Raw genomic sequence first — 24,058 nt, 5'->3', positions numbered from 1 at the left:
CCCGATCGCCACGATCGACAGGCACGGCGACCCGCGGAGCTGGCTGGAGCTGACCTGCACCCACGACACGGGGGCGATCAGCCAGCTCAGCCTCTCCGGCGCGGTCAGGATCCCCCGATCCCGAGCCGGAATCGAGCTGTACGGCCCGGACGGCGTACACGAGATCGATTTCGCCACGATCGACCACGACGAGTGCTGGCCCGTCCTCCGGCGGGAGTTCGCCCACGCCGTCCGCACCGGCACGCCGCACCACCTCGACGCCGACCACGGCCTGCGCCTGCAGCACCTGCTCAGTTGTTGACCAGCCCGGCCAGCAGGTTGATCGCCCCGGCCACGATCGCGACCCCGAACACGTACGACAGCAGCGCGTGCCCCAGCGCCGTCCGCCGGATCGGCGAGCTGCGCAGCGTCGTGTCGGAGACCTGGTAGGTCATGCCGATCGTGAAGGCGAGGTAGGCGAAGTCGCGGTAGGTCGGCTTGTGCTGCGACAGCGGCTCCCCGAAGTCGATCCGCGTCCCTTTGCTCTGGTAGTCGAGCTTCGCGTACCGCAGCGTGTAGACGGTGTTCATCGTGACCCACGCCGACGCCACGGTGAGCACCGCGATCCCGATCAGCACACCGCGGAACGCGCCGTGCTCGTCGGCCGCCCGACCCAGCGCGAACGCCACGCCGAGCAGGCTGACCATGCACGCGGCGGCCAGCAGCGCCGTGGCCGAACCGTGCGTCTGGTCCTCCCGGCTGGCCAGCGCCTCGGTCTTGGTGCCGTCGGCCTTGACGAAGATCGGCCAGACCGAGCCGAGGAACACCAGCGAGGCCGCGTCCCAGCCGGCGATCACCGCCAGCTCCCAGTCCAGCGGCGTGACGGCGAGGGCGGTCGCGATGACCACCCAGAGGATCACCACCGTCGCGGCCCGGCGGATCGCCGGCGCGTGCCAGCCCAGCATGCGGTGGTAGCGCGTCGGCTCCGGCAGGCTGGCCACACTGGAGAGTCTGGCAGGGAAGCCACGCCGTGATCCAGACACGCCGGATCCCGCTAACCGGACAAATGGGGTTGGGCACGGGAGCATCGAGGTCATGGTGCATGCCCAACAGCTCACCGACGAGGTCGAAGAGCGCCGCGACCTGTTCCGGGCGCGCGCGGCCGACTGGAACTGCGGCTACCTGGACATCGACGAGGAGTGGTTCGACCGCGGACTGCAGGAGGCGTACGACCCGGTGGCGCTCGCCAACGAGGCCTGGCTGCCGCTGCACCACGACGACGAGGGGTACGTGCTGGTCGCCACGTCGGTCGAGCCCACGCCCGACTACGTACGCATGATCGAGGAGGCGGTCGGCGCTCCGGTCTGCCTGGCGGTCACCAGCGACTGGGACCTGGACGCGGCCATCGCCCGTGCCTACGCACCGTCGACTCCCGAGCCCAGGGCCAGAAACAGGCGCGGCGGCCGGCTCCTCGCCGTACCCGCGCTGCTGGCCCTCGCCGCCGCGCTGTTCTTCGCCGCCGGGCCGACCCTGCTCGCCGTCGCGACCCTGACCAGCGGCGGCTTCCTGCTGGGTGTCGGCGCCGCGGCCGCGGTCCGGCTGCGCGCGGACGCCGGCGAGCCGACCGGCGACGACCTGCGCACGCTGCTGCACCACCTGCGCCACCCGCGCGCCCTCACCCGGGAGCACGGCTTCACCCAGGCGCCGGCGGTGCTGCTGCGCACCGGCGGCGGCCCGGCGGCCCTGCTGCTCACCCCGCCGCTCTACGTGCTGTTCGGCGCCGCCCTGGCGCTGCCGGCCGAGCGGGTCGTGCCCGCCTGGCTCGTCGCGATCACCCTGGCCAGCCTGCTGGTCGGCAACACCCTGCTGGCGTACGTCGAGATCCTCGACGCGTTCCGGCACGGTCGCCGCCCGTCCGCCGGCACGGCCCTGCTGCGCCCGCTGCGCTGGCTGCGCCAGTCCGCCACCGCCTACCAGACGCTCTGGCGGCTGCTCACCTGAGAGCCCGAGGCCCGGAAAGGACACTCCATGGCAATCGCACCGCCCACGGTCGCGATCCCGCGGTGGCAGCGCTGGAGCCCGGCCGAGGAGCGCCGGCCCGGCAGCGCGGTCATCCGCTGGCTGCTGCGGGTGCTGCTGGCGCTGCCGTTCGTCGGCCTCGCCCTGCACGCCGCACACCAGGGCTACGTCGCACCCGGGCCGGCCCTGGCCGCCGGCCTGGTCACCGGGATCGTGCTGGGCGCGCTGGGGGAGCGGCTGCTCGCCTGGCAGGTGCCGATCCGGCTCGTGGTGCCGTTCGTGTTCGTGCCCGCGCTGGCCTTCCAGGGCTCCCAGGACCCGGCCGCGATGGTGACGCTGGCCTGCCTGGCGCTCGCGGTCGAGGGGTTCGTCCACTTCGCGGTCGCCGGCCGGCCGGAGGGGGCGGTCCGCGTCGGGCTGGCCCTCGGCGTCGCCGCGCTCTTCGACCCCATGGCCATCGGGTACGCGGCCGCGTTCGCGATCGCGGCGCCGTACGTCGCCGCCGAGCGCCGCCGGCCGGGGCCGCCGTCGTGGGCCGTCCTGCTGTTCCCCGCGGTGGCCCTCTTCCTGGGCCGGATCGTCCTCGAATGGCGGCTCACGGGCCAGGTCGGGCTGTCGCTCGACTCGGCCGGCCTCGGCGGCGCCGTCGGCGGTGCGCTGGTGGCGGTGGCGCACACCCCGCTCTACGCGGCGGTGGGCGTCATCTACGCGTTCCGCCGCCCGCGTGCCCTGATCGGCTACCTGGTGCCGGCGCTCTGCGTCTTCGCCACGTTGCTGATCGGGCTGCCGTACTCGGCCGTCAGTGCGTACCTCCTGCTGACCCTGGTCGCCCTCGTCGCGGTGCCGCGCGCGCCCAGCCGCCGGCTCGGCGTGTTCCTCGGGACGGTCGCGCTGCTCCAATGGGCGCAGGCCCTGACCTGGCCACCGACCAGCCCGGCATTCGCGGAGTGGCTACGCGTCGCCTGGGGCTTCTGAGCGGCCGCGCCGGAACCACCGGCGGCGCGGGCGCGGGCTCGGTGCGGGCGGGGGAGCGGGCTGCCGCGCGGCGGCGAAGCGCTCCTCCAGCGCCGCGCGCCACAGGGCGACCATCGCGTCGGCGTCGACCCGGCGCACCGGCACGAACGGCGGCGACGGGCGCACCTGGTAGTCGAGGATCTCCCGGTTGAGGTCGGCGACCGTCTCGCGCACCCGCTGCTCCGACGGCAGCCGGCGGACCTCGTCGGCGAGCCGCTCGACCTGGCGGGCGAGGTGGATCGACGGCGGGAGCATGGCGGCGTCGATGCCCTCGCGCCGGACGAACTCCTTGAGCCACCACTGCTCGTCGTGGGGCTGCGCGTGGCCGGGCAGCGGCTTGCCGGCGCCCGGGAGATCGTCGAACTCGCCGCTCTCCCGGGCCGCACGAATCCGCGCGTCGATGAGGGACTCGATCCGGTCGCTCATCGATCAAATATAGCTAGAGCCTGGTGAGCCGGACCGCGTCGGCGATCACGAGGCCCGTGCCCGAGGTCCAGCGGCTGACCGCGACGCGGTTGGCGTCGCCCGCGGGCAGGCTGAAGGTGCCGATCGAGCGCCAGGCGCCGCCGCCCGTACGCTGGTCGACGTTGACCGTCTGGTTTCCGCCCGTGGTCGCGACGATGTAGGGCGCCGCGGTGTTGTAGCCGGCGTTCGCCGCGTACCAGACGTCGACCCGGTAGTTGCCGGCGGTCGGCACGTTGAACTTGAACCAGGCGGGGTCGCTGGCGGCGACCGGCTCGGCGAACCGGTACTCGGTGCCGTAGCGCTGCGACGAGTAGGCCGACGTGCCCCAGTTGGCGCTCGCGGTGAACCGGCCCGCCGTGGCGTTGTCGACGATCTGCGACCAGGTGCCGCCGCCACCGCTCATCCTTGCGGCGACGTCGGCGCGCATCACGTCGAGGTCGATGAACGACGGGTCGATCTTGCCGGTGGTGCTGGTCTCCCGGTGCCCGCGGGCATAGCTCGAGTTCCGGCCGAGCCGGGTCAGCACGGCCGCCGTCGCGGCGATGGACGCGTTGTACTGCGCGCTGGTCATCGACTGGTTGACGCCGTTGTAGTCGATCTCCCAGCCGATCATGAGCGTGTTGCCGTCGCCGGCCGGGATCGGCCCGCTGCCGCGGCTGGCGCCGGCGTGGTTGCACCGGCCGGCGGAGATCAGGTGGAAGACGCCGTGGTAGTCGACGAGCGCCTGGCAGAGCGGGCCGGCCAGGTCGGAGCGGCCGTTGATGCAGACGTTCAGCGCCGGGTGGGGGTTGCTGGCGCTGGAGGTGGCGGCGGTGTGGTGCCAGAGCACGCCGATCGGGTCGAACGAGCCAGGGCGGTAGCGGTTGAGCCAGTCACCCTCGACGACGACCGTGACGCCCGCACCGCGCAGGACGTCGAGCAACCAGGGAACGTTCGGCATCAGGCACCTCGCGCCAGGCTGGGTTCGGCGGTGATCAGGTCGGCGACGCACTCGGGCGCCTTGGCTTTCGGGGCGGCCGCGGCGGCGGGGCTCGCGGTCGCGGTCACGGTCACGGCTGCGGCGGCCAGCGCGGGCAGGCCGAGCACGGCCCGCCGGCCGAGCCGGCGCGATGGGAAGACGGTCACGGCACTCCTTGAGGCGACGGGTGGTGTGGTGGGTGAGCCGCACGCTATACCGTGAAGACCGTCTATGTCGATAGTTTCCAATGCGTTTGTGGACAGTGAAGGATACTTTCATCTGGAGCGTGGTAGACCTTTGCCATGAAGTTCGGAGTCGGTTACTTCCCCACGTACGACGGCATGAAGCCCGGTGAGGTCGCGCGCCTCGCCGAGGAGCGCGGCGCCGACGCGATCTACTTCGCCGAGCACACCCACATCCCCGCGGCCGAGACCGACCGGTTTCCCGGCCAACCCCTACCCAACAAATACTGGAAGACGTACGACCTGTTCGTGGCCCTGACGGCGGCCGCGGCGGCGACGACCCGGCTGCGCGTGGCCAGTGGCATCTGCCTGGTCGTCGAGCGCGACCCGATCGCCACGGCCAAGGCCGTCGCCAGCGTCGACCACCTCTCCGGCGGCCGCCTCGAGTTCGGCGTGGGCGCCGGCTGGAACCGCACCGAGATGCGCCATCACGGCACGGACCCACGCGTACGCATGCGCGTGCTGCGCGAACGCGTCGAGGCGATGAAGGAGATCTGGACCAAGGACGAGGCCAGCTACGCGGGCAAATATGTCAACTTCGAGCGCGTCTGGTCGTGGCCGAAGCCGGCCCAGCGGCCGCACCCGCCGGTCCTCGTCGGCGGTGCCGGGCCGACGGTGCTCGACCGGGTGCTGGCGTTCGGCGACGCCTGGTTCCCGAACTACCACGACGGCCTGATCGACCGGATCGCCGAGTTGCGGGCCCGCGCCGACCGCCCCGTCGAGGTGCAGGTGATGAGCGTCCCCGCCGACCCGAAGGTGTTCGCCGCGCTGCGCGACGCCGGGGTGCACCGGGTGGCCCGCTGGTTCCCCTCGGGCCCGCGGGCCCGGGTCGAGCGCGCGTTCGACGAGTGGGAGTCGGCGATCGCGGAATACAACCCGGAGTGACGCCGGCGCAGGCCCGGGCCCGGTTCGCGTCGGCCCGGGTCGCCCGCCTCGCGACGGTCTCGGCATCCGGTCAGCCCCACCTGGTGCCGGTCACGTTCGCGCTCTCCGGCGACACGGTCTACAGCGCGGTCGACGCGAAGCCCAAACGCTCGACGGCCCTGCGCCGGCTGGCCAACGTCGCGGCCAACCCGCTGGTGTCCCTGCTGGTCGACGAGTACGACGAGGACTGGTCGAAGCTCTGGTGGGTCCGGGCGGACGGTACCGCCCGGACGTTGCCCGCCGACGCACCGGAGGCCGCGCGGGCGGCGGCGTTGCTGGGGGAGCGGTATGCCGCTTTCGCCCTGCGCGGCCCGGTGCTGGCCGTCGACGTGACCCGCTGGGTGGGCTGGTCGGCGGCCGGCCAGTCCACAGCCGGCTAGGTGGCGGCCGGCCCGTCCGCCCGGCCGGCCCGTCCGCCCGGGCGGCCCGTCCGCGGCCGGCTCTGTCAGCCCGAGGTCGTGCGGCGCGCGCACGACGGTCGCCCCGCCGCCCCGTCGGCGAAGCTCCGCCCGGGCGGTTGAGCCGGCCTGCCCGTGGCATCTGCCATGGTGGATGGATGCGCGGGCTACGGGTCGTGGCGGTGGTCGTGCTGTCGGCCGCCGGCTGTTCGGGTGGTGGGTCGGGTGGGCCGGTGGAGGTCGATCCCGGGCCGGCGCTCGCGACGCAGCGGCCGATGGCCGGCGAGGTGCTCGCCCGGTGGGATCAGGCCGCGACCGGTGCCGAGATCGTCGTGGTCGAGGGCTACGGCGGGGCGCGTCAGATCGGCGAGTGGGCGGCGGACGTCGCCGAGAACCACGACGGCGCCCTGCGGACCGGCCTGATCGAGGCGGCCCGCGCCCTGCCGCCGCCGCCCGGTCGGGCGCTCATCGAACTCCCCGACGGGCGGACCCGGTCGGTCGCGCCGCTCGACCCGGCGGCCACCCTGGATCGGGTCCGGCGGGGCGTCCCCGTGAAATGGAACGAACCGGCCAGGTGCCCCGCCTGCCGGCCGTTGCGGGTGACCGCCGCGCGGGCGATCGTCGCACCCCTCGACACCGTCGCCGGCCCGGCCATCGCGCCGGCATGGGAGTTCGGTCTGGAGGGCAGCGACGTGCGGCTGATCGCCACCGCCGTCCCGGACAAGGCGGTCACCCTGCTCGCCCCGCTCCACGAGACCGCCCCTCGGGACACGGGCGTCTGGGTCGAGGTCGCCCACGCCGTTGACGGGCCGGCGCTGGCCGTCACCTTCTTGGGCGCACCCCGTCCCGCGGATCGGCCGTGCGGCGTCGACTACACCGGCGAGGCGGTCGAGTCGGGGCGGGCCGTCGTGGTTCTCGTGGCCCCGAGGCGCACGTACCCCCAGAGCCGCTGCACGTCGGAGGCCGGCGCCAATCGTCTCACCGTGCCGCTCGACGCGCCGCTCGGCGATCGAGTGGTGCTCCAGCTCCACACGGGCCTACCCGTAGCGGACCAGACGGGCGGCTGACAGACGAAGCCGCCCAGGGCGTACACCCTGGGCGGCTTTCGTGTGTTTCTTCTGGAGTTATGCCGCGGCCAGGAGCTCGCGCTCGTCGGCCGGGCGCAGCGCCAGGGCCAGCACGTCGCTGACGTCACCCAGCACGTGGATGGTCAGGGCGTCCCGGACCTCCTGCGGCAGGTCGTCCAGGTCCGGCTCGTTGCGGGCCGGGATGATGACCTCCGTCAGGCCTGCCCGGTGCGCCGCCAGCAGCTTCTGCTTGACGCCGCCGATCGGGAGGACGCGGCCGGAGAGGGTGACCTCGCCGGTCATGCCGAACTCCGGGCGGACCGGGCGACCGGTCGCCAACGACGCCAGGGCGGTGACCATCGTGATGCCCGCGGACGGACCGTCCTTCGGCACCGCGCCGGCCGGCACGTGGAGGTGGATCCGCTTGGCTGCCAGCGCGTTCGGGTCGATGCCCAGGCGCTTGCCGTTGGACCGCAGGTAGGAGAGCGCGATGTGCGCCGACTCCTTCATGACGTCGCCGAGCTGACCGGTCAGGGTCAGGCCGGGCTCGCCCTCCATCGAGGTCGCCTCGATGAACAGCACGTCACCGCCCGCGCCCGTGACGGCCAGGCCGGTGGCCACACCCGGCGTCGCCGTGCGCTCCGCCGACTCCGGCGTGAACCGGGGACGGCCGAGGTAGCGGACAAGGTCCGTCTCGTCGACGCGGATCGGGGCCTGCTCCGAAGCCAGGGCCACCGCGACCTTGCGCAGCACCTTGGCCAATGCGCGCTCGAGCTGCCGTACCCCTGCCTCCCGGGTGTATTCACCGGCGATCGCCCGCAGCGCCTCGTCGGAGATCGACACCTCGTCGTCGGTCAGACCAGCCCGCTCCACCTGCCGCTTCCACAGGTGGTCACGGCCGATGGCGACCTTCTCCTCCTCGGTGTAGCCGTCGAGCGTCACGAGCTCCATCCGGTCCAGCAGCGGGCCCGGGATGTTCTCGACGACGTTGGCGGTCGCGAGGAACAGCACGTCCGAGAGGTCGAGGTCGACCTCCAGGTAGTGGTCACGGAACGTGTGGTTCTGCGCCGGGTCGAGCACCTCGAGCAGGGCCGCGGCCGGGTCGCCGGCGTAACCGACGGCCAGCTTGTCGACCTCGTCGAGCAGCACGACCGGGTTCATCGAACCGGCCTCCTTGAGCGCCCGGACGATCCGGCCGGGAGCCGCGCCGACGTACGTACGCCGGTGGCCGCGGATCTCGGCCTCGTCGCGGATGCCGCCGAGGCTGACCCGGACGAACTTGCGGCCCAGGGCCCGCGCGACGGACTCGCCGAGGCTGGTCTTGCCGACACCGGGAGGGCCACCGAGGGCCAGCACGGCGCCGGAGCCACGGCCGCCGACCACCTGCAGGTTGCGCTCGGCACGCCGGTTGCGGACCGCGAGGTACTCCAGGATGCGGTCCTTCACGTCGGCCAGCCCGGCGTGGTCGGTGTCGAGCACCTCACGCGCCGCCTTCAGGTCGGTGTTGTCGTCGGTCCGGGTCGACCAGGGCATCTCGAGTACGGTGTCGAGCCAGGTCCTGATCCACGAGGTCTCGGGCGACTGGTCGCTCGCGCGCTCCAGCTTGCCCACCTCGCGCATGGCCGCCTCGCGCACCTTCTCGGGCAGCTCGGCGGACTCGACGCGGGACCGGTAGTCGGCCGAGCCGTCGGGCTCGTCCTCACCCAGCTCCTTGCGGATCGCGGCGAGCTGCTGACGGAGCAGGAACTCGCGCTGCGACTTCTCGAGGCCTTCGCGTACGTCGTTGGTGATCTGCTCGTTGACCTCCTGCTCGGCCAGGTAGTCACGCACCCAGCCGACGAGGAGCTCGAGACGGGCCGTCACGTCCGGCGAGTTGAGCAGTTCGATCTTCTGCTCCAGCGACAGCCACGGCGCGTAGCCGGCCGAGTCGGCCAGCTCGGACAGGTCGGTCATCCGCTCGACGGCGTCGATAACCTGCCAGGCGCCGCGCTGCTGGAGCAGCGACCTGACCAGGGCCTTGTATTCGGTGGACAGCTCACGGGCCTTGCCCGCGGGCGGGGTCTCGTCGAGCTCGGTGGCCTCGACCCAGAGGGCGGCGCCGGGTCCGGGGACACCGGAACCGATCCGCGCCCGGGCCTCGCCACGGATGACGGCGGCGGGCTCGCCGCTGGGGAGGCGACCCACCTTCTCGATCAGCGCGATGACGCCGACCGGCCCGTACTCGCCGTCGACTCGCGGCACGGCAAGCACGCGGTTGTCGCCGGCGGCGCGGGCGGCGTCGACGGCGGCCTGAGTGTTGTTATCGAGGGTGACCGGCACGGTCATGCCCGGAAGCAGTACGGCGTCGGTCAACGGCAGGACGGGAAGAGTTGCCATGTACGTACTCAAGTTACAAAGCATGCACTCTGTTCCCGGGCCGCCTTGTGACCCAGGCCACTGTCGTTTTATCCCTGTATGGGTAAGCCTGTGTAGAGCTGGAGCACCACCCGGTCACCCAACGGCTCCCGCAACGGGACGGTGATCCGCCGGACGGCGGCGATGGTGGGACACACACCGGCCTCGTGCGTACGCGTCATCCCCACCAGCACCACCACCGCGCGCGTCGACTCGACCGCCGCACCGGTGTAGTCGGCCCCGCAGGGCTCGTCGGCGCCGCCCGGCGCCGCGCTGAAGCTGACGTCCAGCGCCGGACCCTCGAGCGGCCGGGCGCTCTCGACCCAGTTCGCGGCCGGCTGGTCGGCGGGCCGGCCGAAGGCCGCCAACTCGGTGGCCTCGCCGTCCGCGACCGCGCTGGCGACGAGCCGCACCTCGGTGCCCTCGAGGCGGAACTCCCAGGCCGGCGCCGTGACGGGGCCGCCGACGGTCAGCAGGTCGGTTTCTGTCGGATCGGCTCCGGTGACCCGCAAAGGTTCACAGGTGCCGCACGCGGCGGGCGCCGCCCGGGTCGCGGCCCGCTTCGCGCGGTCGAGGGCCGCGGCCGCCGACAGCGTCCGCACCGGTCGCTCCGGGCCCTGGACCGGCCGGATGACCGCGCGATCGGGCGCCGCGGGCAGGCCGCCGGCCGCCTCGAACAGCCCGGCCTGGAGGGCGGCCTTGTTGTTGTCACCGACGGAGGTCTCCCAGTCGCCGACCTGGCGCAGCCCGCCGAGACCGCCCACCACGACCATCTCGCCGCCGGTCGCGGCCCGGTCCCAGCGGGCGAGCACGTCACCGGCCGTCCGCCGCTGCGCCGCGAGCCCGGGCCCGGGATCGACGTCCCGCGGCCCACCGGTGCACCCGGCCACGAGCAACACGAACACGGGCGCGATCCGCAGCCACCGCATCCGTACACGATGGCAGGCGCCCGCCCACGGCGCTGCCCCGCGCGATAACCTCGCTCGCGGCCGATCCTCCTCGGCCTCCGGCCGACGGACCTGACCGGGCCGCTCGCCCAGTTCCAGACGACGTCGGCCGACGATCGCGATGACGTCTTCCGGCTGATGGTCTCCCTCAACAAGGGGTGCGCACAGCAGCTCGGGGCTGACCTGCTCCGGCAGTCCTTCGACCGTGCCTGGGGCGACTTCGCGGCCTTCGTGGAGAAACTGGCGGAGGCGCCCGCGGTGCCGACGGTGACGGAGCAACGGAGCAGTGGCGAGAAGATCGACGAGATCCTGTCCCTGGTACGCGCGCTGAACCGGCCGGAACCCGGGGGCAGGACGCCGCGGCTTCGACAGACCGTGCTGGTCGACCTTCGCGAGGTCGACCCGGCCTTCGATCTGCTCACCTTCCCCGAGCTGGAGAAGGAGACCGTCGACAGCTGGCTCGACGAGCTGTTCATCCGCTTCCTGCAGTCGCGGCGCCCGGCCTACACGTACGGGGAGACCTGGGTGCTCGTCGACGAGGCCCGCGGCACCGCCTACTACGACATGGGCCGTGGTTGGGCGAGGCGCAACGGGCTGCGCTGCGACGACCGGTCGGTGAACGACGCCGGCATCCCCAACGGATCTGTCCTGACGCTGAAGCTGCTGGACGCCGACCGGCGCGGCTCCTGACCTGCTACCGACGGCGCGTGTCGGAATACTCGTTCGTCGGCTCGGCGTCTTCCTGAGCCGGCGCGATCGCCGGCTGGGCCAGCCAGAGCGCGCCCGAGACCACCACCAGGGTGGTGCCGCTCACCGCGACGATGGCCAGGAGCAGGCGTAGGCCGGCGTCCGGGGCCAGCGCGAGCGAGAGCATCACCAGCAGGGTCAGGGCGATCGCCTGGAGCAGCAGGCCGGTGACCGCCGAGTCGTCGTCCTCCGGCCGGACCTCCTGGCCGGGTAGGCGGGACAGCGCGGCCGCCGCGACGCAGAAGAGGGTGGCCACCAGCAGCAGGCTGCCGACCACGTCGCTGAAGCGGTGCCAGCCGACGATCATCGTGGCGGCGGCGATGACCGACACCCCCGTGGTGCCGGGCACCGCCAACCACCAGCGCGCCCGTGCCGGCAGCACGAGCATGAACCCGAGCAGCAGCGCGGCGGCGGCCGTGACGTGACCGCTCGGGAAGCTGTTGTGGGTCGACGAGCCGAGGACGCCGAGCTCCGGCCGCTGCAGCGTCTCCTTGGCCAGGCCTGCGGCGGCGGCCGAGCAGACGAACAGCGCCACCCCCGCGACACCGGCCCAGAGCCGCCGGGTCAGCACCGCGACGACCGCGAGCACGGCGACCGTGGTGCCGAGCAGCAACCGGTCGCCGAACAGGCCGAGGGCCTGCGTCGCCGGGCCGAGCAGGATGGTCGGCTGCGCGTACGAGCCGCCCATCTCGCTGCGCGGCAGCAACTCACCGTCGAGCCATTGCCCCGTGGACGTCCGCACGAACAGCAGCCACGTCACGCAGAAGGCGACCGCGCAGGCGGCCGCGGCGGCGAGCAGCCGGGCGGCGGCTGGCGATCGCGGATTCACGCTGATGATCCTGACGCCCCGGTTTCCGTGTCTCGTCCGCTCCATGTCTTGGTTTCGTCACAGAACGGCGTGTGACCGGTGACATGGCCCCGGAAGTTGCTTGACCGTGCAAGCAGTTGCTTGACTCTGCAAGGACATAAACGGAAAGTGACTGCGACGGGAGAGGCTCATGGGACTGGTGGAGGGCAAGGTCGTGCTGATCACGGGGAGCGGCGGCGGGATCGGGCGGGTCTCGGCGCTGGCCTTCGCCCGGGAGGGCGCGCGGATCGTCGGGCTCGACATCAACACCGAGGCCAATAACGAAACCGTGCGACTCGTACGCGCGGCCGGCGGCGAGATGACCGGCATCGCACCGGTCGACCTGAGGGACCCGACCCAGGTGCGCGTCGCCGTCGACGAGGCCGCGGCCGCGTACGGCGGGCTCGACGTGATCTACAACAACGCCGCCCTGGTGCGCTTCGGGCCGATGTCGGCGTTCTCGGTCGAGGACTGGCGCACGACCATCGCCGGCGAGCTGGACATCCCGTTCTTCGTGTCCCGCTTCGCCTGGTCGCACCTGGTCTCCGGCGGTGGCGGCGTCATCCTCAACGTCGCGTCGATCGCGGGGATGATCGCCGGCGCGAACCCGCCGATGGTCGCCCACGCCGCCGCGAACGCCGGCGTCATCGGCATGACCCGGCAGTTGGCCCTGGAGGGCGCGCCGCACGGCATCCGCGCGGTGGCGATCAGCCCGGGCCCGACGCTGACGCCGCTCAGCGACCGCGACCTGGGCGACGACCAGGCGGCCCGCGACGCCATCACGAGCAAGACGCTGCTGAAGCGCTTCGCGCGGCCGGACGAGGTGGTGGAACTCGCGGTCTTCCTGGCTTCGGACCGCGCCTCCTACATCACGGGCGCGAACTATCCGGTCGAGGGCGGCTCGACCGCCTGGTAGATCGCGTCGGCGATCTCGTCGGGGTCGCGCCGGGCGGAGTCGAAAACCAGGTCGGCCGGGATCGCCGGCAGCAGGTCGCGGAAACGGCGGTGCGCGGCGTGGTGGAACTCCGGGTCGCGGGACAACCCGCGACTGGCCTCCGCCTGGGCCCGTTCGAAGGTCACCGCCACCGGCGCGTCGACGACGACCCAGAGCGGCACGGCCTCGTCCGGGAGCCAGCGGGTCAGGGCGGCCTGCTCCGCGGGGCTGTAGACGGGCCCGACGACGACCACGTGGTCGACCGCCGAGCGCATCCACTGGCCGACGAGCGCGCCGTGCGCCTCGTGCGCCGCGAACCAGAGCCCGGCCGCGGCCGCACCGGGCGGGCCCACCATCGCCGCGACGTCGTCGACGTCGACCACGACGACGGTGCGCCCGCGTGCGGTCAGCCGTGCCGCGAGCCGGTCCGCGACGGTGTTCTTGCCGGCCGCGATCGGGCCGGTGAGGATCACGAGCTTGGGCACGCGTACGTCAGGACGACCGCGCCGGACTCGAAGGTCCGCGCTTCCTCGAGGCTGAACCGGTGCGCCGGGACGGCGTCGGCGAACAGCGGGATGCCGGCGCCGAGGACCAGCGGGTACTGCTTGATCACCAGTTCGTCGATCTCCGGGAGGAGGTGGCTCGCGAGGGTGCCGCCGCCGCAGAGCCAGATGCCGAGGCCGTCCTCCTGCTTGAGCTTCCGGACCGTGCCGAGCGGGTCGGCGGCGACGACCTCGACCGCCGGGTCCGGGCTGGTCAGCGTCGTCGAGAAGACGATCTGCCGCAGGTGCGCGTACGGGCTGGTCAGCCCGGCCTCGAGCCCCGGCGTGTAGCTGTGCCGTCCCATCAGGACGGTGTCGTAGCTCCTGTTCGGTGTGTCGTCGGCGATCCCGATCGCGGCCCGGAACGCGGTCGGCACGGCCTCGGGCCGCACGGCGTTCATGGCCGCCATGACGTCGGCCTCGATCGGAAAGAAGTCGAACCGCCCGGCCGGATCGGCGATGAACCCGTCGATGCTGGCCGCGACGTAGTACGTGAGCTTGCGCAGTCTGACCACTCCTCGTGTAGTGGTCAGAACGTAGTACTACACTTGCAGTGGTGTCAACTCTGGGAGTGTGCGTATGAGGCAGAACCTGGCCCGCCGGACGGCCCTGCTCGACGCGGCCATCGAGGTGCTGGCCCGCGACGGCTCCCGCGGCCTGACCTTCCGCGCGGTCGACGCCCTGGCGGGCGTCCCGACAGGCACGGCATCGAACTACTTCACGAGCCGCGACGAACTGATCGCCCAGGTGGCGCAACGCACGCGCGAACGCCTGACTCCGGTGGAGTCGGAGGTGAGGCGGACGATGCGCGCGCCCCGCACCCGCGACCTGGTCACGCTCCTGATGCACCAACTCCTGGACAGGATGCGCCAGGACCGCCCGACCTACCTGGCGATGCTGGAGCTACGCCTGGAGGCGACCCGCCGCCCGGAACTCCGCGCGGTGCTGGTCGACGTCTTCAGCGAGAACCTGCGGGAAAGCATCAAATTCCACCTGGACGCGGACCTCCCGGGCGACGAGACGACGGTGGTTCTGCTGTATCTGGCGATGTCGGGCTTACTGATCGACGACCTCACGGTCCCGGACGTACTCACGCCCTACCCCTACGACACGCTGATCGCGACCATGGTCGACCGAGCAATCGGCCCGCGCGACGCGACTCGACAATCACTCACGTGATTGAAAACCATCATGTCTGTACGGCTGTACCTTTACCACTGAGTGATCCAGCAAACTCCCCGTTTGCGTGCCCGAATCGGTCACGCATAACGGAGGTGGTTGTGGAGATCCATGGAAATCAATTCGGCACGATCCAGAACGCCGACCGCATTCTCAATCAAGGGCCGACCACATCGGTCGTATCGGCACTCGGGCGGACCGACGACATACGGCGTCTGCTGGCTGATCTGGCCGCGTCGAGGACCGCCGGCACTGTTGATCGGGACGTGCTCGACGCCGCGGCGGGTGACCTGGTGCGGGCCGTCGAGGCGGGAGAGGGACGGGACGCGCGTTCGGCTGTCGAGCGGGCGCGTGATCTCCTCAGCGCCGCGTCGGGTGCGGCGCCACTGGCGGAGGCTGCCGCAAGGATCGCGGCCATGTTCGCCGGCCCCGGGTCGGTGGTGTGAATGCGGCTCGACGGCGAACAGCACGGCCTCATTCAGAATGCCGACCAGATCGTCAACGCGTTCTACGCCGAAACTCGGGACTGGCTGAAGACCGGTCTTCGACTCCTTCACGAGGGCCTCTACCGTGAGGCGCGGAACTGTTTCGACGACCTGCTGGTCAAGGAGGCCCACGACGACGGCGCCATCGCGTCTGAGCGACGGATGCGTGCGCACGCGTACGCCGCGTTGGCGATCCTCGCCGGGCGTCGGCCGTCGTATCGATCGCCCGATGAGGTTCACGCTGTCGTCAATCATGTGGTCAACGCCCGTGCGGTTGCTCTGGCGACGGTGATCGCCGCTCTGGTCCGCGACGACTACTTCGGCTCTGACGGTATGACTGTGCCAAGCAGACTTGACTCGCTCTCACGCACGGCCGACCCACGCCGGCTGAGCCGGTCGGAATTCGCCCTGTTGGCCACTCATACGCGCCCCTGCCGAGGCCCGGCGTGGGCGGCATTCGCGGCTGAGGCCGATCGAAGAGGCGTCTGGGTCGACCGCTACGAGGAGCCGGCCACGCTGCCGGTCGCGTCTCCCGAGCGGCAGATCGGTGTGCCCCTCTACTTCTATCCGATGCCGCGTAAGCCACTGCCTCCGAACTCCACCCCCGCGGCGGTGAGGGCCGGCGCCGGGGTCCTCGCGCTGGTGACGCCGTTCGTGGGCGTGCTCGACGGTGTGGCGTGGCACATCCAGTTGGCCATAGCGGGGCCGTTCGTCGTCGCCGCGGTTCTGCTTTTCTTCTTTTCCGTGACCGCCTACCGCGACTTCCAAACTGATCGCGTGCGTCAACGAGAGTGGGAGGAAGCCAAGGCGCAGACGGCGCGCCGCCCCTCGGACCGACAAATGGATACCTGGTTGGAAGACGACGTCGTCCGCATCGCCGAGATCGCCGCGCGGCGGCATCGCCTCGACAAGTCGGTCACGGGTGGGCGCGGAGGCCTGATCGTCGAACCACAGACCGCGGTGGGCGTTTCCAATCTGCGACGTGGCGAACTCATCGAACGCGTCGGCGCCGGTTACCGGCAGTTGGGGAGGGATGGAGGTCGGGCGCGGACACCGCTCGCCAAGGTGCGCACAGGCTCCGACGGGAAGCTGAGGTCAGACCACTACCGGATCATGGTCATCTTCCTGACCGAGCAGCGAGTCGCGGTTTTCGAGTGCGACCTCGACTTCGCTCGGCGAGTTCTGCTGACGGAGTCGACACAGACCTTTCACTACGACGACGTCGTCTCCATCTCGTCTCGGACCGTGTCGGAGGGGGCCAAAGCGTCGGACGAGGTGCGAATCCGTTTCGACGATGGCTCTGGGAACTACGCGACGATCTCGGTCAACCACCGGTTCGCAATGTCGCTGGTGAGCGGGGAACGGGTGGAGGTCGGAGTCGGGATCTCCGGCCCGGCCCAGCGCCGTTCCAAACTGGCGGTCGCCTGGGAGAACGCTCGGGTCGAGCGGGTGGTCCAGCGCATGGTGTGGTCGAGGAAGGAGCGGCGTGCCGAGGCAGCCTGAGCGCATGCGATGCGGCGTGGCCGGCCGTGATCTAGGGTGGGGGCGTGGGGGTCCGGACGTGGATCGAAGGCTGGCCTGTCTACCGCCAGCTCACCGGCACTGATCCGCTCGGTCGCGGGCAGGCCGCTCAGTCCGCGCGCTCCGCCGCCCTCGAACCCCGGACCAAGACCGCCGACTCCGTCGCCAAGTCCGTCTGTCCCTACTGCGCCGTCGGGTGTGGGCAGCGGGTCTTCGTCAAGGACGGCAAGGTCACCCAGATCGAGGGCGACCCCGACAGCCCGATCTCGCGCGGTCGCCTCTGTCCCAAGGGGTCCGCCAGCAAGAGTCTCGTCACCAGCGACCGCCGCATCCGGACCGTGCTCTACCGGCGGCCGTACGCGAAGGACTGGGAAGAGCTCGATCTCGACACCGCCATGGAGATGATCGCCGATCGGGTGGTCAAGGCGCGGGCCGAGACCTGGGAGGACAAGGACGACGACGGGCGTCCGCTCAACCGCACCCTGGGCATCTCGAGCCTGGGTGGCGCCACGCTGGACAACGAAGAGAACTATCTGATCAAGAAGCTCTTCACGGCGATGGGCGCGATCCAGATCGAGAACCAGGCCCGTATTTGACACTCCTCCACCGTCCCCGGTCTGGGGACCTCCTTCGGCCGTGGCGGGGCCACCGGGTTCCAGCAGGACCTGGCCAACGCCGACTGCATCGTCATCCAAGGGTCCAACATGGCCGAGGCACATCCGGTCGGGTTCCAGTGGGTGATGGAAGCCAAGAAGCGCGGTGCGACGGTCATCCACGTCGACCCCCGCTACACCCGGACGAGCGCCGTGGCCGACCAGTACGTCGGGCTGCGCGTCGGCTCCGACATCGCGTTCCTCGGCGGGGTGATCAACTACATCCTGCAGAACGAGCTCGACTTCCGGGAGTACGTCGTCCCGTACACCAACGCCGCCACGATCGTCAGTGAGCGGTTCGCGGACACCGAGGACCTCGGCGGCCTGTTCTCCGGCTACAACCCGGACAAGGGCGTCTACGACCCGGTCAGCTGGCAGTACGAGGGCCAGGAGCAGCACGCGCCCAGCCGCGGTGACACGCACATGCAGCGGGAGACCGGCGCCGGGCTGCAGCAGGAGTCGCACGGGCCGCCCGTGCCCGCCGGCGTCAACCGCGACGAGACGCTGCAGCACCCCCGGTGCGTCTACCAGATCCTCAAGCGGCACTACGCCCGCTACACCCCCGAGGTCGTCGAGCAGGTCTGCGGCGTACCCCGGGAGCAGTTCCTGAAGGTCTGTGAGGCGTGGACCCGCAACTCGGGGCGCGAGCGCACCACCGCGCTGGTCTACTCCGTCGGCTGGACCCAGCACACCGTCGGCGTGCAATACATCAGGACCGGCGCGATCATCCAGCTCCTGCTCGGCAACATGGGCCGGCCCGGCGGCGGCATCATGGCGCTGCGCGGGCACGCCAGCATCCAGGGCTCCACCGACATCCCGACGCTGTTCAACCTGCTGCCGGGCTACCTGCCGATGCCGCACTTCCAGCAGCACGAGACCTTCGACCAGTGGGTCGACGCCATAAGGCATCCAGGGCAGAAGGGCTTCTGGAACAACGCCCGGACGTACGCGGTGAGCCTGCTCAAGGCCTACTTCGGCGAGCACGCCACCGCGGACAACGACTGGGGATACGACTACCTGCCGCGACTGACCGGCGACCACGGCACGTACCAGCAGGTCCTGAACATGATCGACGGGAAGGTGAAGGGCTACTTCCTGCTCGGCCAGAACCCGGCGGTCGGCTCCGCCCACGGCCGCGCGCAGCGGCTCGGCATGGCCAACCTCGACTGGCTCGTGGTCCGCGACCTCTACATGATCGAGAGCGCGACGTTCTGGAAGGACTCGCCCGAGATCGAGACCGGCGAGATCGTCACGGAGGAGTGCCGCACCGAGGTGTTCTTCCTGCCGGCGGCGTCCCATGTGGAGAAGGAGGGCACGTTCACCCAGACGCAGCGGATGCTGCAGTGGCGGGAGAAGGCCCTCGACCCGCCGCAGGACTGCCGCTCGGAGCTGTGGTTCTTCTACCACCTGGGTCGGCTCGTGCGCGAGCGCCTCGCGGCGTCCGATCTGGAGCGTGACCGCGCCGTCATGAACCTGGCGTGGAGCTACCCGACCTCCGGGCAGCACGCCGAGCCCGACGCCGAGGCGGTGCTCAAGGAGATCAACGGGTACGACGTCGCGAGCAGTGTGCCGCTGTCCAGCTACACGCAGCTCAAGGACGACGGTTCCACCGCCTGCGGCTGTTGGATCTACAGTGGAGTGTTCGCCGACGGGGTCAACCAGGCCGCCCGCCGCAAGCCCGGCAGCGAGCAGAGCTGGGTCGCGCCCGAGTGGGGCTGGGTGTGGCCGGCCAACCGGCGCATCCTCTACAACCGCGCCTCCGCCGACCCGCACGGCGTGCCGTGGAGCCCGCGCAAGGCGTACGTCTGGTGGGACGCCGACAAGGGCGAGTGGACGGGCCACGACAACCCCGACTTCGAGAAGACCAAGGAGCCCTCGTACCGGCCGGCCGAGGACGCGACGGGTGTGGCCGCGCTGCGCGGCGACGACGCGTTCATCATGCAGGGCGACGGGAAGGGCTGGCTGTACGCGCCGCAGGGGCTGATCGACGGTCCGCTGCCGACCCACTACGAGCCGGCGGAGTCGCCGCTGCGCAACCCGCTCTACGCCCAGCAGGCCAACCCCACCCGCAAGGTGTACGACCGCCCGGACAACCAGCTCAACCCGACGCCGCCGGACGCGCACTCCGAGGTGTTCCCGTACATCTTCACGACGAGCCGGCTGACCGAGCACCACACGGCCGGCGGGATGAGCCGGCAGCTCGCCTACCTGTCGGAGCTCCAGCCGGCGATGTTCGTCGAGGTGTCGCCGGCGCTGGCGGAAGAGCGCGGGCTCGAGCACCTGGGCTGGGCGCACGTGGTCACCGGTCGGGCCGCCGTCGAGGCGCGGGTCATGGTCACGGCCCGGCTGCGCCCGCTGCGGCTCGACGGCCGGGTGATCCACCAGATCTGGCTGCCGTACCACTGGGGCGGTTCGGGTCTGATCACCGGTGACTCCGCGAACGACCTGTTCGGCATCACCCTCGACCCCAACGTGCTGATCCAGGAGAGCAAGGTCGGCACCTGCGACATCCGCCCGGGCCGGCGACCGACCGGGCGGGCACTGCTGGACTACATCGCCGACTACCTTCGGCGCGCGGGCCTCGACGCGTCGCACTACGCGCCGCTGGAGACACCGGGAGCGGGGGAGTGATGACCGGACGAAGCGGGGCCGCGTCAGCGGACCGGGTTCGGAGGACCTGAGAGCCATGGCCGGACCCAACAGCTTCTACGGGCCGATCGACCCGGCGGCCGACGCGGGCTGGACCGAGGCGCCGCCGCGGATGGGGTTCTTCACCGACACCAGCGTCTGCATCGGCTGCAAGGCGTGCGAGGTCGCCTGCAAGGAGTGGAACGCCGTACCCGACGACGGTTTCGACCTCCTCGGCATGTCCTACGACAACACCGGTCAGCTCTCGGCCAACACCTGGCGGCACGTGGCGTTCATCGAGCAGGCCGCGCCGCCGAGCGAGGCCGCGATGGACGTGCTGCGCGAGGCCGAGGCGTCGGTGTCGACGCAGTTCCTCGGCATGCCGTCGTCGACGCTGCCCGGCAGCTCCGGCCGCGAGGACCGCGACCTGCGCTGGCTGATGATGTCGAACGTCTGCAAGCACTGCACGCACGCCGCCTGCCTCGACGTCTGCCCGACCGGGTCGCTGTTCCGCACCGAATACGGCACGGTCGTGGTGCAGGAGGACATCTGCAACGGGTGTGGCTACTGCGTGTCGGCCTGCCCCTACGGTGTGATCGACCGGCGCGAGGACGACGGCCGGGCGTGGAAGTGCACGCTCTGCTACGACCGGATCGGCGAGGGCATGACGCCCGCCTGCGCGCAGGCCTGCCCGACCCAGTCGATCCAGTACGGGGAGCTGGACGAGCTGCGCGACCGCGCCGACAAGCGGGTCGAGGTGCTGCACCAGCGCGGGGTCCCCGAGGCCCGGCTCTACGGTCACGACCCGGCCGACGGCGTCGGCGGCGACGGCGCGTTCTTCCTGCTGCTCGACGAGCCCGAGGTGTACGGCCTGCCGCCGGATCCCGTGGTCACCACGCGCGACCTGCCGGCGATGTGGAAGCATGCGGGCGTGGCAGCGTTGACGATGGCGGCCGCGGCGGTCGTGGCGTTCCTGGGGCGGCGGCCGTGAGTGACCACGCCGCACACGTGAGTGCCGAGACCGTGCGCGGAAACGGCCAGGGCTCGGGGAGACGTCGGGGCGGCGGCAAGGGCGACCGGGTGATGGTGCCGCCGGCCGAGTTCCGGTCCTACTACGGCCGGCCGATCGTCAAGCCGCCCGTCTGGACGCACGACGTCGCCGCCTACCTCTTCACCGGTGGCCTGGCGGCCGGCTCCGCCCTGGTCGCGGCCGGTGCCGACCTCACCGGCCGGCCCGCGCTGCGCGCCACCGGCCGGGTCGCCGCGCTGGCCGCGGTCGGCGCCAGCGGCTACCTGCTGGTCAAGGACCTGGGCCGGCCGGGCCGGTTCCTCAACATGCTCCGCGTGGCCAAGCCGACGTCGCCGATGTCGATGGGCACCTGGATCCTCACCGCCTTCGGGGCGGCGGCCGGCGCGGCCGCGGTCGCCGAGGCCGCGCCCTACCTGCCCCGGCGCGGCGCGCTCGGGCTCGCGGCCCGCGCGCTGCCCACGGCAGGCCGGGTCGGCGGGCTGGTCGCCGCCGGGACCGCGCCGGCGCTGGCCACCTACACCGCGGTGCTGCTCGCCGACACCGCGGCCCCGTCCTGGCACGAGGCCTACCCGCGGCTGCCGTTCGTCTTCGCCGGCAGCGCCCTCGCCAGCGGCGGCGCGGCGGGCCTGATCGGCGCGCCGGTGGCCGAGGCGGGCCCGGCCCGCACGCTCGCGGTGGCCGGGGCGGCGCTGGAGTTGACCGCGACCCACGGTGTCGAGCACCGGATGGGGTTGCTCAGCGAGCCCTACCGCACCGGCAAGGCGGGCAGACTGCTGCGCGCCGCCCGGCTGCTGACCGCGGCCGGCGCCGTGGGCGCCCTGGTCGGCGCCCGCAGCCGCGCGGTGTCGGCGCTGGCCGGCGTGGCCCTGCTGGCGGGCTCGGCGGCGACCCGGTTCGGCGTGTTCGAGGCCGGCCGGGCGTCGGCCGAGGACCCGAAATACACCGTGCTGCCGCAGCGTGAGCGCCTCGCCGCCCGCGGAGACGCATAGTCCCGATGGCCCACGACCACCAGCCCGCACCGCGGGCGCCCCGCCGTCTGCGCATCATGCTCGCCGCCGTCCTCGTGCCGGCGTTCCTCGTCACCGTGATCGCCACGCTGATCCTCTGGCCGGGCGACGTGCCGAAGGCCGACGAGACCGACCCGGTGCCCCGCTTCCACGCCACGGTCACGAAGGTGGTCAGCGAGGCCTGCCCGCCGACGCCCGAGGGACCGCCCGACCCGGGCCCGTGCGGCATCGCGACCGTCACGCTCGACTCGGGTCCCGACCAGGGGCAGACCCGGGAGACGGAGTTGCCGGCCGGGCCCGGCTCACCGTCCGTCGGCGTCGGCGACGCGGTGATCGTCACGCCGCTGACCGACTCCGAGGACCCGAACGCGACGGTCTACACGATCGCCGACCACCAGCGCGGCTCGCCGCTGCTCTGGCTCGTCGTGGCGTTCGGCGTCGCGATCGTGGCGTTCGGCCGCTGGCGCGGGCTGGCCGCCCTGGCCGGTCTCGCGGTCAGCTTCGGCGTGCTGCTCCTGTTCGTCCTCCCGGCGATCCTGGACGGCGGCCCGCCGCTGCCGATCGCCGTCACCGGCGCCGCGTTGATCATGTTCGTGGTGCTCTACCTGACCCACGGGATCAGCGCGCAGACCTCGGTCGCGGTGCTCGGCACCCTGGCCAGCCTGGTGCTCGCGGGCGCCATCGGCACGCTGGCGATCGGCCTGACCCACCTGACCGGGTACGGCGACGAGAACGCGATCACCCTCTCCCTCCTGCACGGCGAGGTGGACCTGCACGGCCTCCTGCTGGCCGGCATGATCATCGGCTCGCTCGGCGTGCTGGACGACGTCACGGTCACCCAGGCGGCGACGGTCGGGGAGATCGCCCGCGCCAACCCGTCACTGTCGCGGCGCGAGCTGTACCGGGGCGGCACCCGGGTCGGGCGCGCGCACATCGCCTCGACGGTCAACACCATCGTCCTGGCGTACGCGGGTGCGTCCCTGCCCGTCCTGCTGCTCGTGGTCGCCGGCGGGCGCGGGGTCGGCGAGGTGCTGACCACGGAGTTCATCGCCCAGGAGATCGTCCGCAGCGTGGTCGGCACGCTCGGGCTGATCGCGGCCGTGCCGATCACGACGGCGCTGGCGGCGTTCGTCGCGACCGCGGCCCACCGGCCGTCGAAGCCCCGGGCCCCGCGCCCGCCGAAGCCGCGGGCCGACCGGTCCGAGGTGCTGGCCGCGCTCGCCGACGACGAGGGCCGGTGATCGCGGACCTGGTGGCCGCGCGGCTGCCGGGCTACCGGGTCGACTCGGTGGTGGAGATCGGCTCCGGCCTGGACAACGTCGCGTACGAGGTCAACGGCGAGCTGATCGTCCGGATCAGCCAGGAGCCGGACCCGGCGGAGACGTCGCGGGAGGCGCGCCTGCTGGCCGCGGTCGCCGGCGTGGTCCCGGTGCCGGTGCCCCAGCCGGTGTTCACCGTCGCCGAGTTGGGCTGCCTGGCCTACTTCACGCTCGCCGGCGTGCCGCTGCTGGACCTGCCGGAGCGTTCAGCCCGGGCCGCGGTCACCCTCGGTGAGGTGCTCGCCGCGCTGCACCGGGCGCCCGCCGCGACCTGGGCCGGCCTGGCCGAGGTCGACGTGCTGCCACTGGCGGAGTGGCTGGCCGAGGCGGCGGAGACGTACGCGTCGGTCGCCGGCCAGATCCCGGCACCGCACCGCGCCGCCGTCGAGGCGTTCCTCGCCGCCCCGCCACCGCCCGACGACGGGACGGCGGTCTTCTCCCACAACGACCTCGGCATCGAACACGTGCTCGTCGACCCGGCGAGCGGTGCGGTCACCGGGATCATCGACTGGAGCGACGCGGCCCTGGTGGACCCGGCCTACGACTTCGGCCTGATCCACCGCGACCTGGGCCCGGCCGCCCTCGACGCGGCGCTGGCCCGCTACGGCCCGGACGCGGCGCTGCGCGAGCGCGCCGTGTTCTACGCCCGGTGCACCCTCTTCGAGGACCTGGCGTACGGCCGCGCCCCTTATGTCGCCAAATCGCTGGCCGCGCTGGACTGGCTGTTCTGACCGCCGCCTCGCCCCGCCGCGGGTCACC

General features: G+C 72.0%; 24 protein-coding genes and 1 pseudogene. 16 read left to right on the top strand and 9 right to left on the bottom strand.

Features of this window, described 5'->3' with window-relative positions:
* Window positions 1–301, top strand: a 301-nt coding sequence (locus tag Asi02nite_RS07830; protein WP_203711489.1) for a Gfo/Idh/MocA family oxidoreductase, incomplete at its 5' end; no start/stop codon positions are given.
* On the opposite strand, the gene Asi02nite_RS07825 is transcribed toward Asi02nite_RS07830, so the two are convergent.
* Window positions 291–980 carry a DUF1345 domain-containing protein gene (locus tag Asi02nite_RS07825; RefSeq protein ID WP_203711488.1) on the bottom strand — a complete coding sequence of 230 codons (690 nt, stop codon included), beginning with the start codon at window positions 978–980 and terminating at the stop codon, window positions 291–293. The two genes, Asi02nite_RS07830 and Asi02nite_RS07825, sit on opposite strands and share 11 nt — an antisense overlap.
* A 94-nt stretch (window positions 981–1,074) precedes the next feature.
* Between Asi02nite_RS07825 and Asi02nite_RS07820 the strand changes: the two genes are divergently transcribed.
* On the top strand, window positions 1,075–1,980 hold the full coding sequence (locus Asi02nite_RS07820) for a hypothetical protein (protein WP_203711487.1): 906 nt from the start codon (window positions 1,075–1,077) through the stop codon (window positions 1,978–1,980).
* Window positions 1,981–2,007: 27 nt separating this feature from the next.
* Window positions 2,008–2,973 (top strand): hypothetical protein, encoded by a 966-nt coding sequence (locus tag Asi02nite_RS07815; RefSeq protein WP_203711486.1) that lies wholly within the window; start codon window positions 2,008–2,010, stop codon window positions 2,971–2,973.
* On the opposite strand, the gene Asi02nite_RS42270 is transcribed toward Asi02nite_RS07815, so the two are convergent.
* From Asi02nite_RS42270 to Asi02nite_RS07800, 3 genes are read right to left on the bottom strand one after another with little or no spacing between them, the layout of a single operon-like run.
* A complete protein-coding gene (locus Asi02nite_RS42270; RefSeq protein ID WP_203711485.1) occupies window positions 2,950–3,438 on the bottom strand; it encodes a DnaJ family domain-containing protein in 489 nt (162 codons plus the stop codon). The genes Asi02nite_RS07815 and Asi02nite_RS42270 overlap by 24 nt on opposite strands.
* A 13-nt stretch (window positions 3,439–3,451) precedes the next feature.
* Window positions 3,452–4,417: a golvesin C-terminal-like domain-containing protein gene (locus Asi02nite_RS07805; RefSeq protein ID WP_203711484.1), complete on the bottom strand. Its 966-nt coding sequence runs from the start codon at window positions 4,415–4,417 to the stop codon at window positions 3,452–3,454.
* Window positions 4,417–4,602 carry a hypothetical protein gene (locus Asi02nite_RS07800; protein WP_203711483.1) on the bottom strand — a complete coding sequence of 62 codons (186 nt, stop codon included), beginning with the start codon at window positions 4,600–4,602 and terminating at the stop codon, window positions 4,417–4,419. Before Asi02nite_RS07800 ends, Asi02nite_RS07805 begins: the two co-directional genes overlap by 1 nt.
* Before the next feature lie 135 nt (window positions 4,603–4,737).
* Here Asi02nite_RS07800 and Asi02nite_RS07795 point away from each other — a divergent pair, with 135 nt between their 5' ends.
* From Asi02nite_RS07795 to Asi02nite_RS07785, 3 genes are all read left to right on the top strand, one after another.
* Window positions 4,738–5,562, top strand: coding sequence for a TIGR03619 family F420-dependent LLM class oxidoreductase (locus Asi02nite_RS07795; RefSeq protein WP_203711482.1), 825 nt, complete (start codon window positions 4,738–4,740; stop codon window positions 5,560–5,562).
* Entirely contained in the window at window positions 5,559–5,981 is a 423-nt protein-coding gene (locus Asi02nite_RS07790) for a TIGR03668 family PPOX class F420-dependent oxidoreductase (protein WP_203711481.1), read from the top strand. Before Asi02nite_RS07795 ends, Asi02nite_RS07790 begins: the two co-directional genes overlap by 4 nt.
* 176 nt (window positions 5,982–6,157) lie before the next feature.
* On the top strand, window positions 6,158–7,066 hold the full coding sequence (locus tag Asi02nite_RS07785; protein ID WP_203711480.1) for a hypothetical protein: 909 nt from the start codon (window positions 6,158–6,160) through the stop codon (window positions 7,064–7,066).
* A 57-nt stretch (window positions 7,067–7,123) separates the two neighbouring features.
* On the opposite strand, the gene lon is transcribed toward Asi02nite_RS07785, so the two are convergent.
* Together lon and Asi02nite_RS07775 are read right to left on the bottom strand one after the other, a co-directional pair.
* Window positions 7,124–9,442 (bottom strand): endopeptidase La, encoded by a 2,319-nt coding sequence (gene lon / locus Asi02nite_RS07780; protein WP_203711479.1) that lies wholly within the window; start codon window positions 9,440–9,442, stop codon window positions 7,124–7,126.
* Between the two features lie 68 nt (window positions 9,443–9,510).
* Entirely contained in the window at window positions 9,511–10,389 is an 879-nt protein-coding gene (locus tag Asi02nite_RS07775; RefSeq protein ID WP_203711478.1) for a hypothetical protein, read from the bottom strand.
* A 156-nt stretch (window positions 10,390–10,545) separates the two neighbouring features.
* Between Asi02nite_RS07775 and Asi02nite_RS07770 the strand changes: the two genes are divergently transcribed.
* Window positions 10,546–11,097 carry a hypothetical protein gene (locus Asi02nite_RS07770; protein WP_203711477.1) on the top strand — a complete coding sequence of 184 codons (552 nt, stop codon included), beginning with the start codon at window positions 10,546–10,548 and terminating at the stop codon, window positions 11,095–11,097.
* A gap of 4 nt (window positions 11,098–11,101) precedes the next feature.
* Here the strand turns inward: Asi02nite_RS07770 and Asi02nite_RS07765 are convergent, their stop codons facing one another.
* Window positions 11,102–11,983 carry a phosphatase PAP2 family protein gene (locus Asi02nite_RS07765; RefSeq protein WP_203711476.1) on the bottom strand — a complete coding sequence of 294 codons (882 nt, stop codon included), beginning with the start codon at window positions 11,981–11,983 and terminating at the stop codon, window positions 11,102–11,104.
* Between the two features lie 169 nt (window positions 11,984–12,152).
* Here Asi02nite_RS07765 and Asi02nite_RS07760 point away from each other — a divergent pair, with 169 nt between their 5' ends.
* On the top strand, window positions 12,153–12,917 hold the full coding sequence (locus Asi02nite_RS07760) for an SDR family NAD(P)-dependent oxidoreductase (RefSeq protein ID WP_203711475.1): 765 nt from the start codon (window positions 12,153–12,155) through the stop codon (window positions 12,915–12,917).
* Here Asi02nite_RS07760 and Asi02nite_RS07755 read toward each other — a convergent pair.
* Window positions 12,884–13,420: an AAA family ATPase gene (locus Asi02nite_RS07755; protein WP_203711474.1), complete on the bottom strand. Its 537-nt coding sequence runs from the start codon at window positions 13,418–13,420 to the stop codon at window positions 12,884–12,886. The two genes, Asi02nite_RS07760 and Asi02nite_RS07755, sit on opposite strands and share 34 nt — an antisense overlap.
* On the bottom strand, window positions 13,405–13,992 hold the full coding sequence (locus Asi02nite_RS07750; RefSeq protein WP_373312177.1) for a dihydrofolate reductase family protein: 588 nt from the start codon (window positions 13,990–13,992) through the stop codon (window positions 13,405–13,407). Before Asi02nite_RS07750 ends, Asi02nite_RS07755 begins: the two co-directional genes overlap by 16 nt.
* Window positions 13,993–14,056: 64 nt before the next feature.
* On the opposite strand from Asi02nite_RS07750, the gene Asi02nite_RS07745 reads away from it, so the two are divergent.
* The 8 genes and pseudogenes from Asi02nite_RS07745 (at window position 14,057) to Asi02nite_RS07710 (ending at window position 24,030) form a co-directional block, all read left to right on the top strand.
* The gene (locus Asi02nite_RS07745) at window positions 14,057–14,656 is read left to right on the top strand and encodes a TetR/AcrR family transcriptional regulator (RefSeq protein ID WP_203711473.1); all 600 of its coding nucleotides are present in this window, start codon (window positions 14,057–14,059) and stop codon (window positions 14,654–14,656) included.
* 101 nt (window positions 14,657–14,757) lie between these two features.
* A complete protein-coding gene (locus Asi02nite_RS07740; protein WP_203711472.1) occupies window positions 14,758–15,102 on the top strand; it encodes a hypothetical protein in 345 nt (114 codons plus the stop codon).
* Entirely contained in the window at window positions 15,103–16,644 is a 1,542-nt protein-coding gene (locus Asi02nite_RS07735) for a hypothetical protein (protein WP_203711471.1), read from the top strand. It abuts the gene before it with no gap.
* Window positions 16,645–16,688: 44 nt separating this feature from the next.
* Window positions 16,689–19,937: pseudogene (fdh, locus tag Asi02nite_RS07730) on the top strand (formate dehydrogenase); the annotation flags it as partial.
* Window positions 19,938–20,001: 64 nt separating this feature from the next.
* Window positions 20,002–20,934 (top strand): 4Fe-4S dicluster domain-containing protein, encoded by a 933-nt coding sequence (locus Asi02nite_RS07725; RefSeq protein WP_203711469.1) that lies wholly within the window; start codon window positions 20,002–20,004, stop codon window positions 20,932–20,934.
* Window positions 20,935–21,026: 92 nt separating this feature from the next.
* The gene (nrfD, locus tag Asi02nite_RS07720; RefSeq protein WP_203711501.1) at window positions 21,027–21,962 is read left to right on the top strand and encodes an NrfD/PsrC family molybdoenzyme membrane anchor subunit; all 936 of its coding nucleotides are present in this window, start codon (window positions 21,027–21,029) and stop codon (window positions 21,960–21,962) included.
* 5 nt (window positions 21,963–21,967) lie between these two features.
* Window positions 21,968–23,221 (top strand): YibE/F family protein, encoded by a 1,254-nt coding sequence (locus Asi02nite_RS07715; RefSeq protein WP_203711468.1) that lies wholly within the window; start codon window positions 21,968–21,970, stop codon window positions 23,219–23,221.
* The gene (locus Asi02nite_RS07710; RefSeq protein WP_203711467.1) at window positions 23,218–24,030 is read left to right on the top strand and encodes a phosphotransferase family protein; all 813 of its coding nucleotides are present in this window, start codon (window positions 23,218–23,220) and stop codon (window positions 24,028–24,030) included. Before Asi02nite_RS07715 ends, Asi02nite_RS07710 begins: the two co-directional genes overlap by 4 nt.
* Window positions 24,031–24,058 lie beyond the last annotated feature (28 nt).

Source organism: Asanoa siamensis, assembly GCF_016862555.1.
Classification (GTDB): Bacteria; Actinomycetota; Actinomycetes; order Mycobacteriales; family Micromonosporaceae; genus Asanoa; species Asanoa siamensis.
Note: the sequence above shows the minus strand (reverse complement) of the source record. Positions and strands in the feature narration are given on the sequence as shown.

Bases quoted from the DNA above. Each gene is read 5' to 3' on its own strand.
- Asi02nite_RS07820 (WP_203711487.1), top strand. From the start codon at position 1,075: ATGGTGCATGCCCAACAGCTCACCGACGAGGTCGAAGAGCGCCGCGAC.
- Asi02nite_RS07815 (WP_203711486.1), top strand. From the start codon at position 2,008: ATGGCAATCGCACCGCCCACGGTCGCGATCCCGCGGTGGCAGCGCTGG.
- Asi02nite_RS42270 (WP_203711485.1), bottom strand. From the start codon at position 3,438: ATGAGCGACCGGATCGAGTCCCTCATCGACGCGCGGATTCGTGCGGCC.
- Asi02nite_RS07805 (WP_203711484.1), bottom strand. From the start codon at position 4,417: ATGCCGAACGTTCCCTGGTTGCTCGACGTCCTGCGCGGTGCGGGCGTC.
- Asi02nite_RS07795 (WP_203711482.1), top strand. From the start codon at position 4,738: ATGAAGTTCGGAGTCGGTTACTTCCCCACGTACGACGGCATGAAGCCC.
- Asi02nite_RS07785 (WP_203711480.1), top strand. From the start codon at position 6,158: ATGCGCGGGCTACGGGTCGTGGCGGTGGTCGTGCTGTCGGCCGCCGGC.
- lon (WP_203711479.1), bottom strand. From the start codon at position 9,442: ATGGCAACTCTTCCCGTCCTGCCGTTGACCGACGCCGTACTGCTTCCG.
- Asi02nite_RS07775 (WP_203711478.1), bottom strand. From the start codon at position 10,389: ATGCGGTGGCTGCGGATCGCGCCCGTGTTCGTGTTGCTCGTGGCCGGG.
- Asi02nite_RS07770 (WP_203711477.1), top strand. From the start codon at position 10,546: ATGGTCTCCCTCAACAAGGGGTGCGCACAGCAGCTCGGGGCTGACCTG.
- Asi02nite_RS07760 (WP_203711475.1), top strand. From the start codon at position 12,153: ATGGGACTGGTGGAGGGCAAGGTCGTGCTGATCACGGGGAGCGGCGGC.
- Asi02nite_RS07745 (WP_203711473.1), top strand. From the start codon at position 14,057: ATGAGGCAGAACCTGGCCCGCCGGACGGCCCTGCTCGACGCGGCCATC.
- Asi02nite_RS07735 (WP_203711471.1), top strand. From the start codon at position 15,103: ATGCGGCTCGACGGCGAACAGCACGGCCTCATTCAGAATGCCGACCAG.
- Asi02nite_RS07725 (WP_203711469.1), top strand. From the start codon at position 20,002: ATGGCCGGACCCAACAGCTTCTACGGGCCGATCGACCCGGCGGCCGAC.
- nrfD (WP_203711501.1), top strand. From the start codon at position 21,027: ATGGTGCCGCCGGCCGAGTTCCGGTCCTACTACGGCCGGCCGATCGTC.
- Asi02nite_RS07715 (WP_203711468.1), top strand. From the start codon at position 21,968: ATGGCCCACGACCACCAGCCCGCACCGCGGGCGCCCCGCCGTCTGCGC.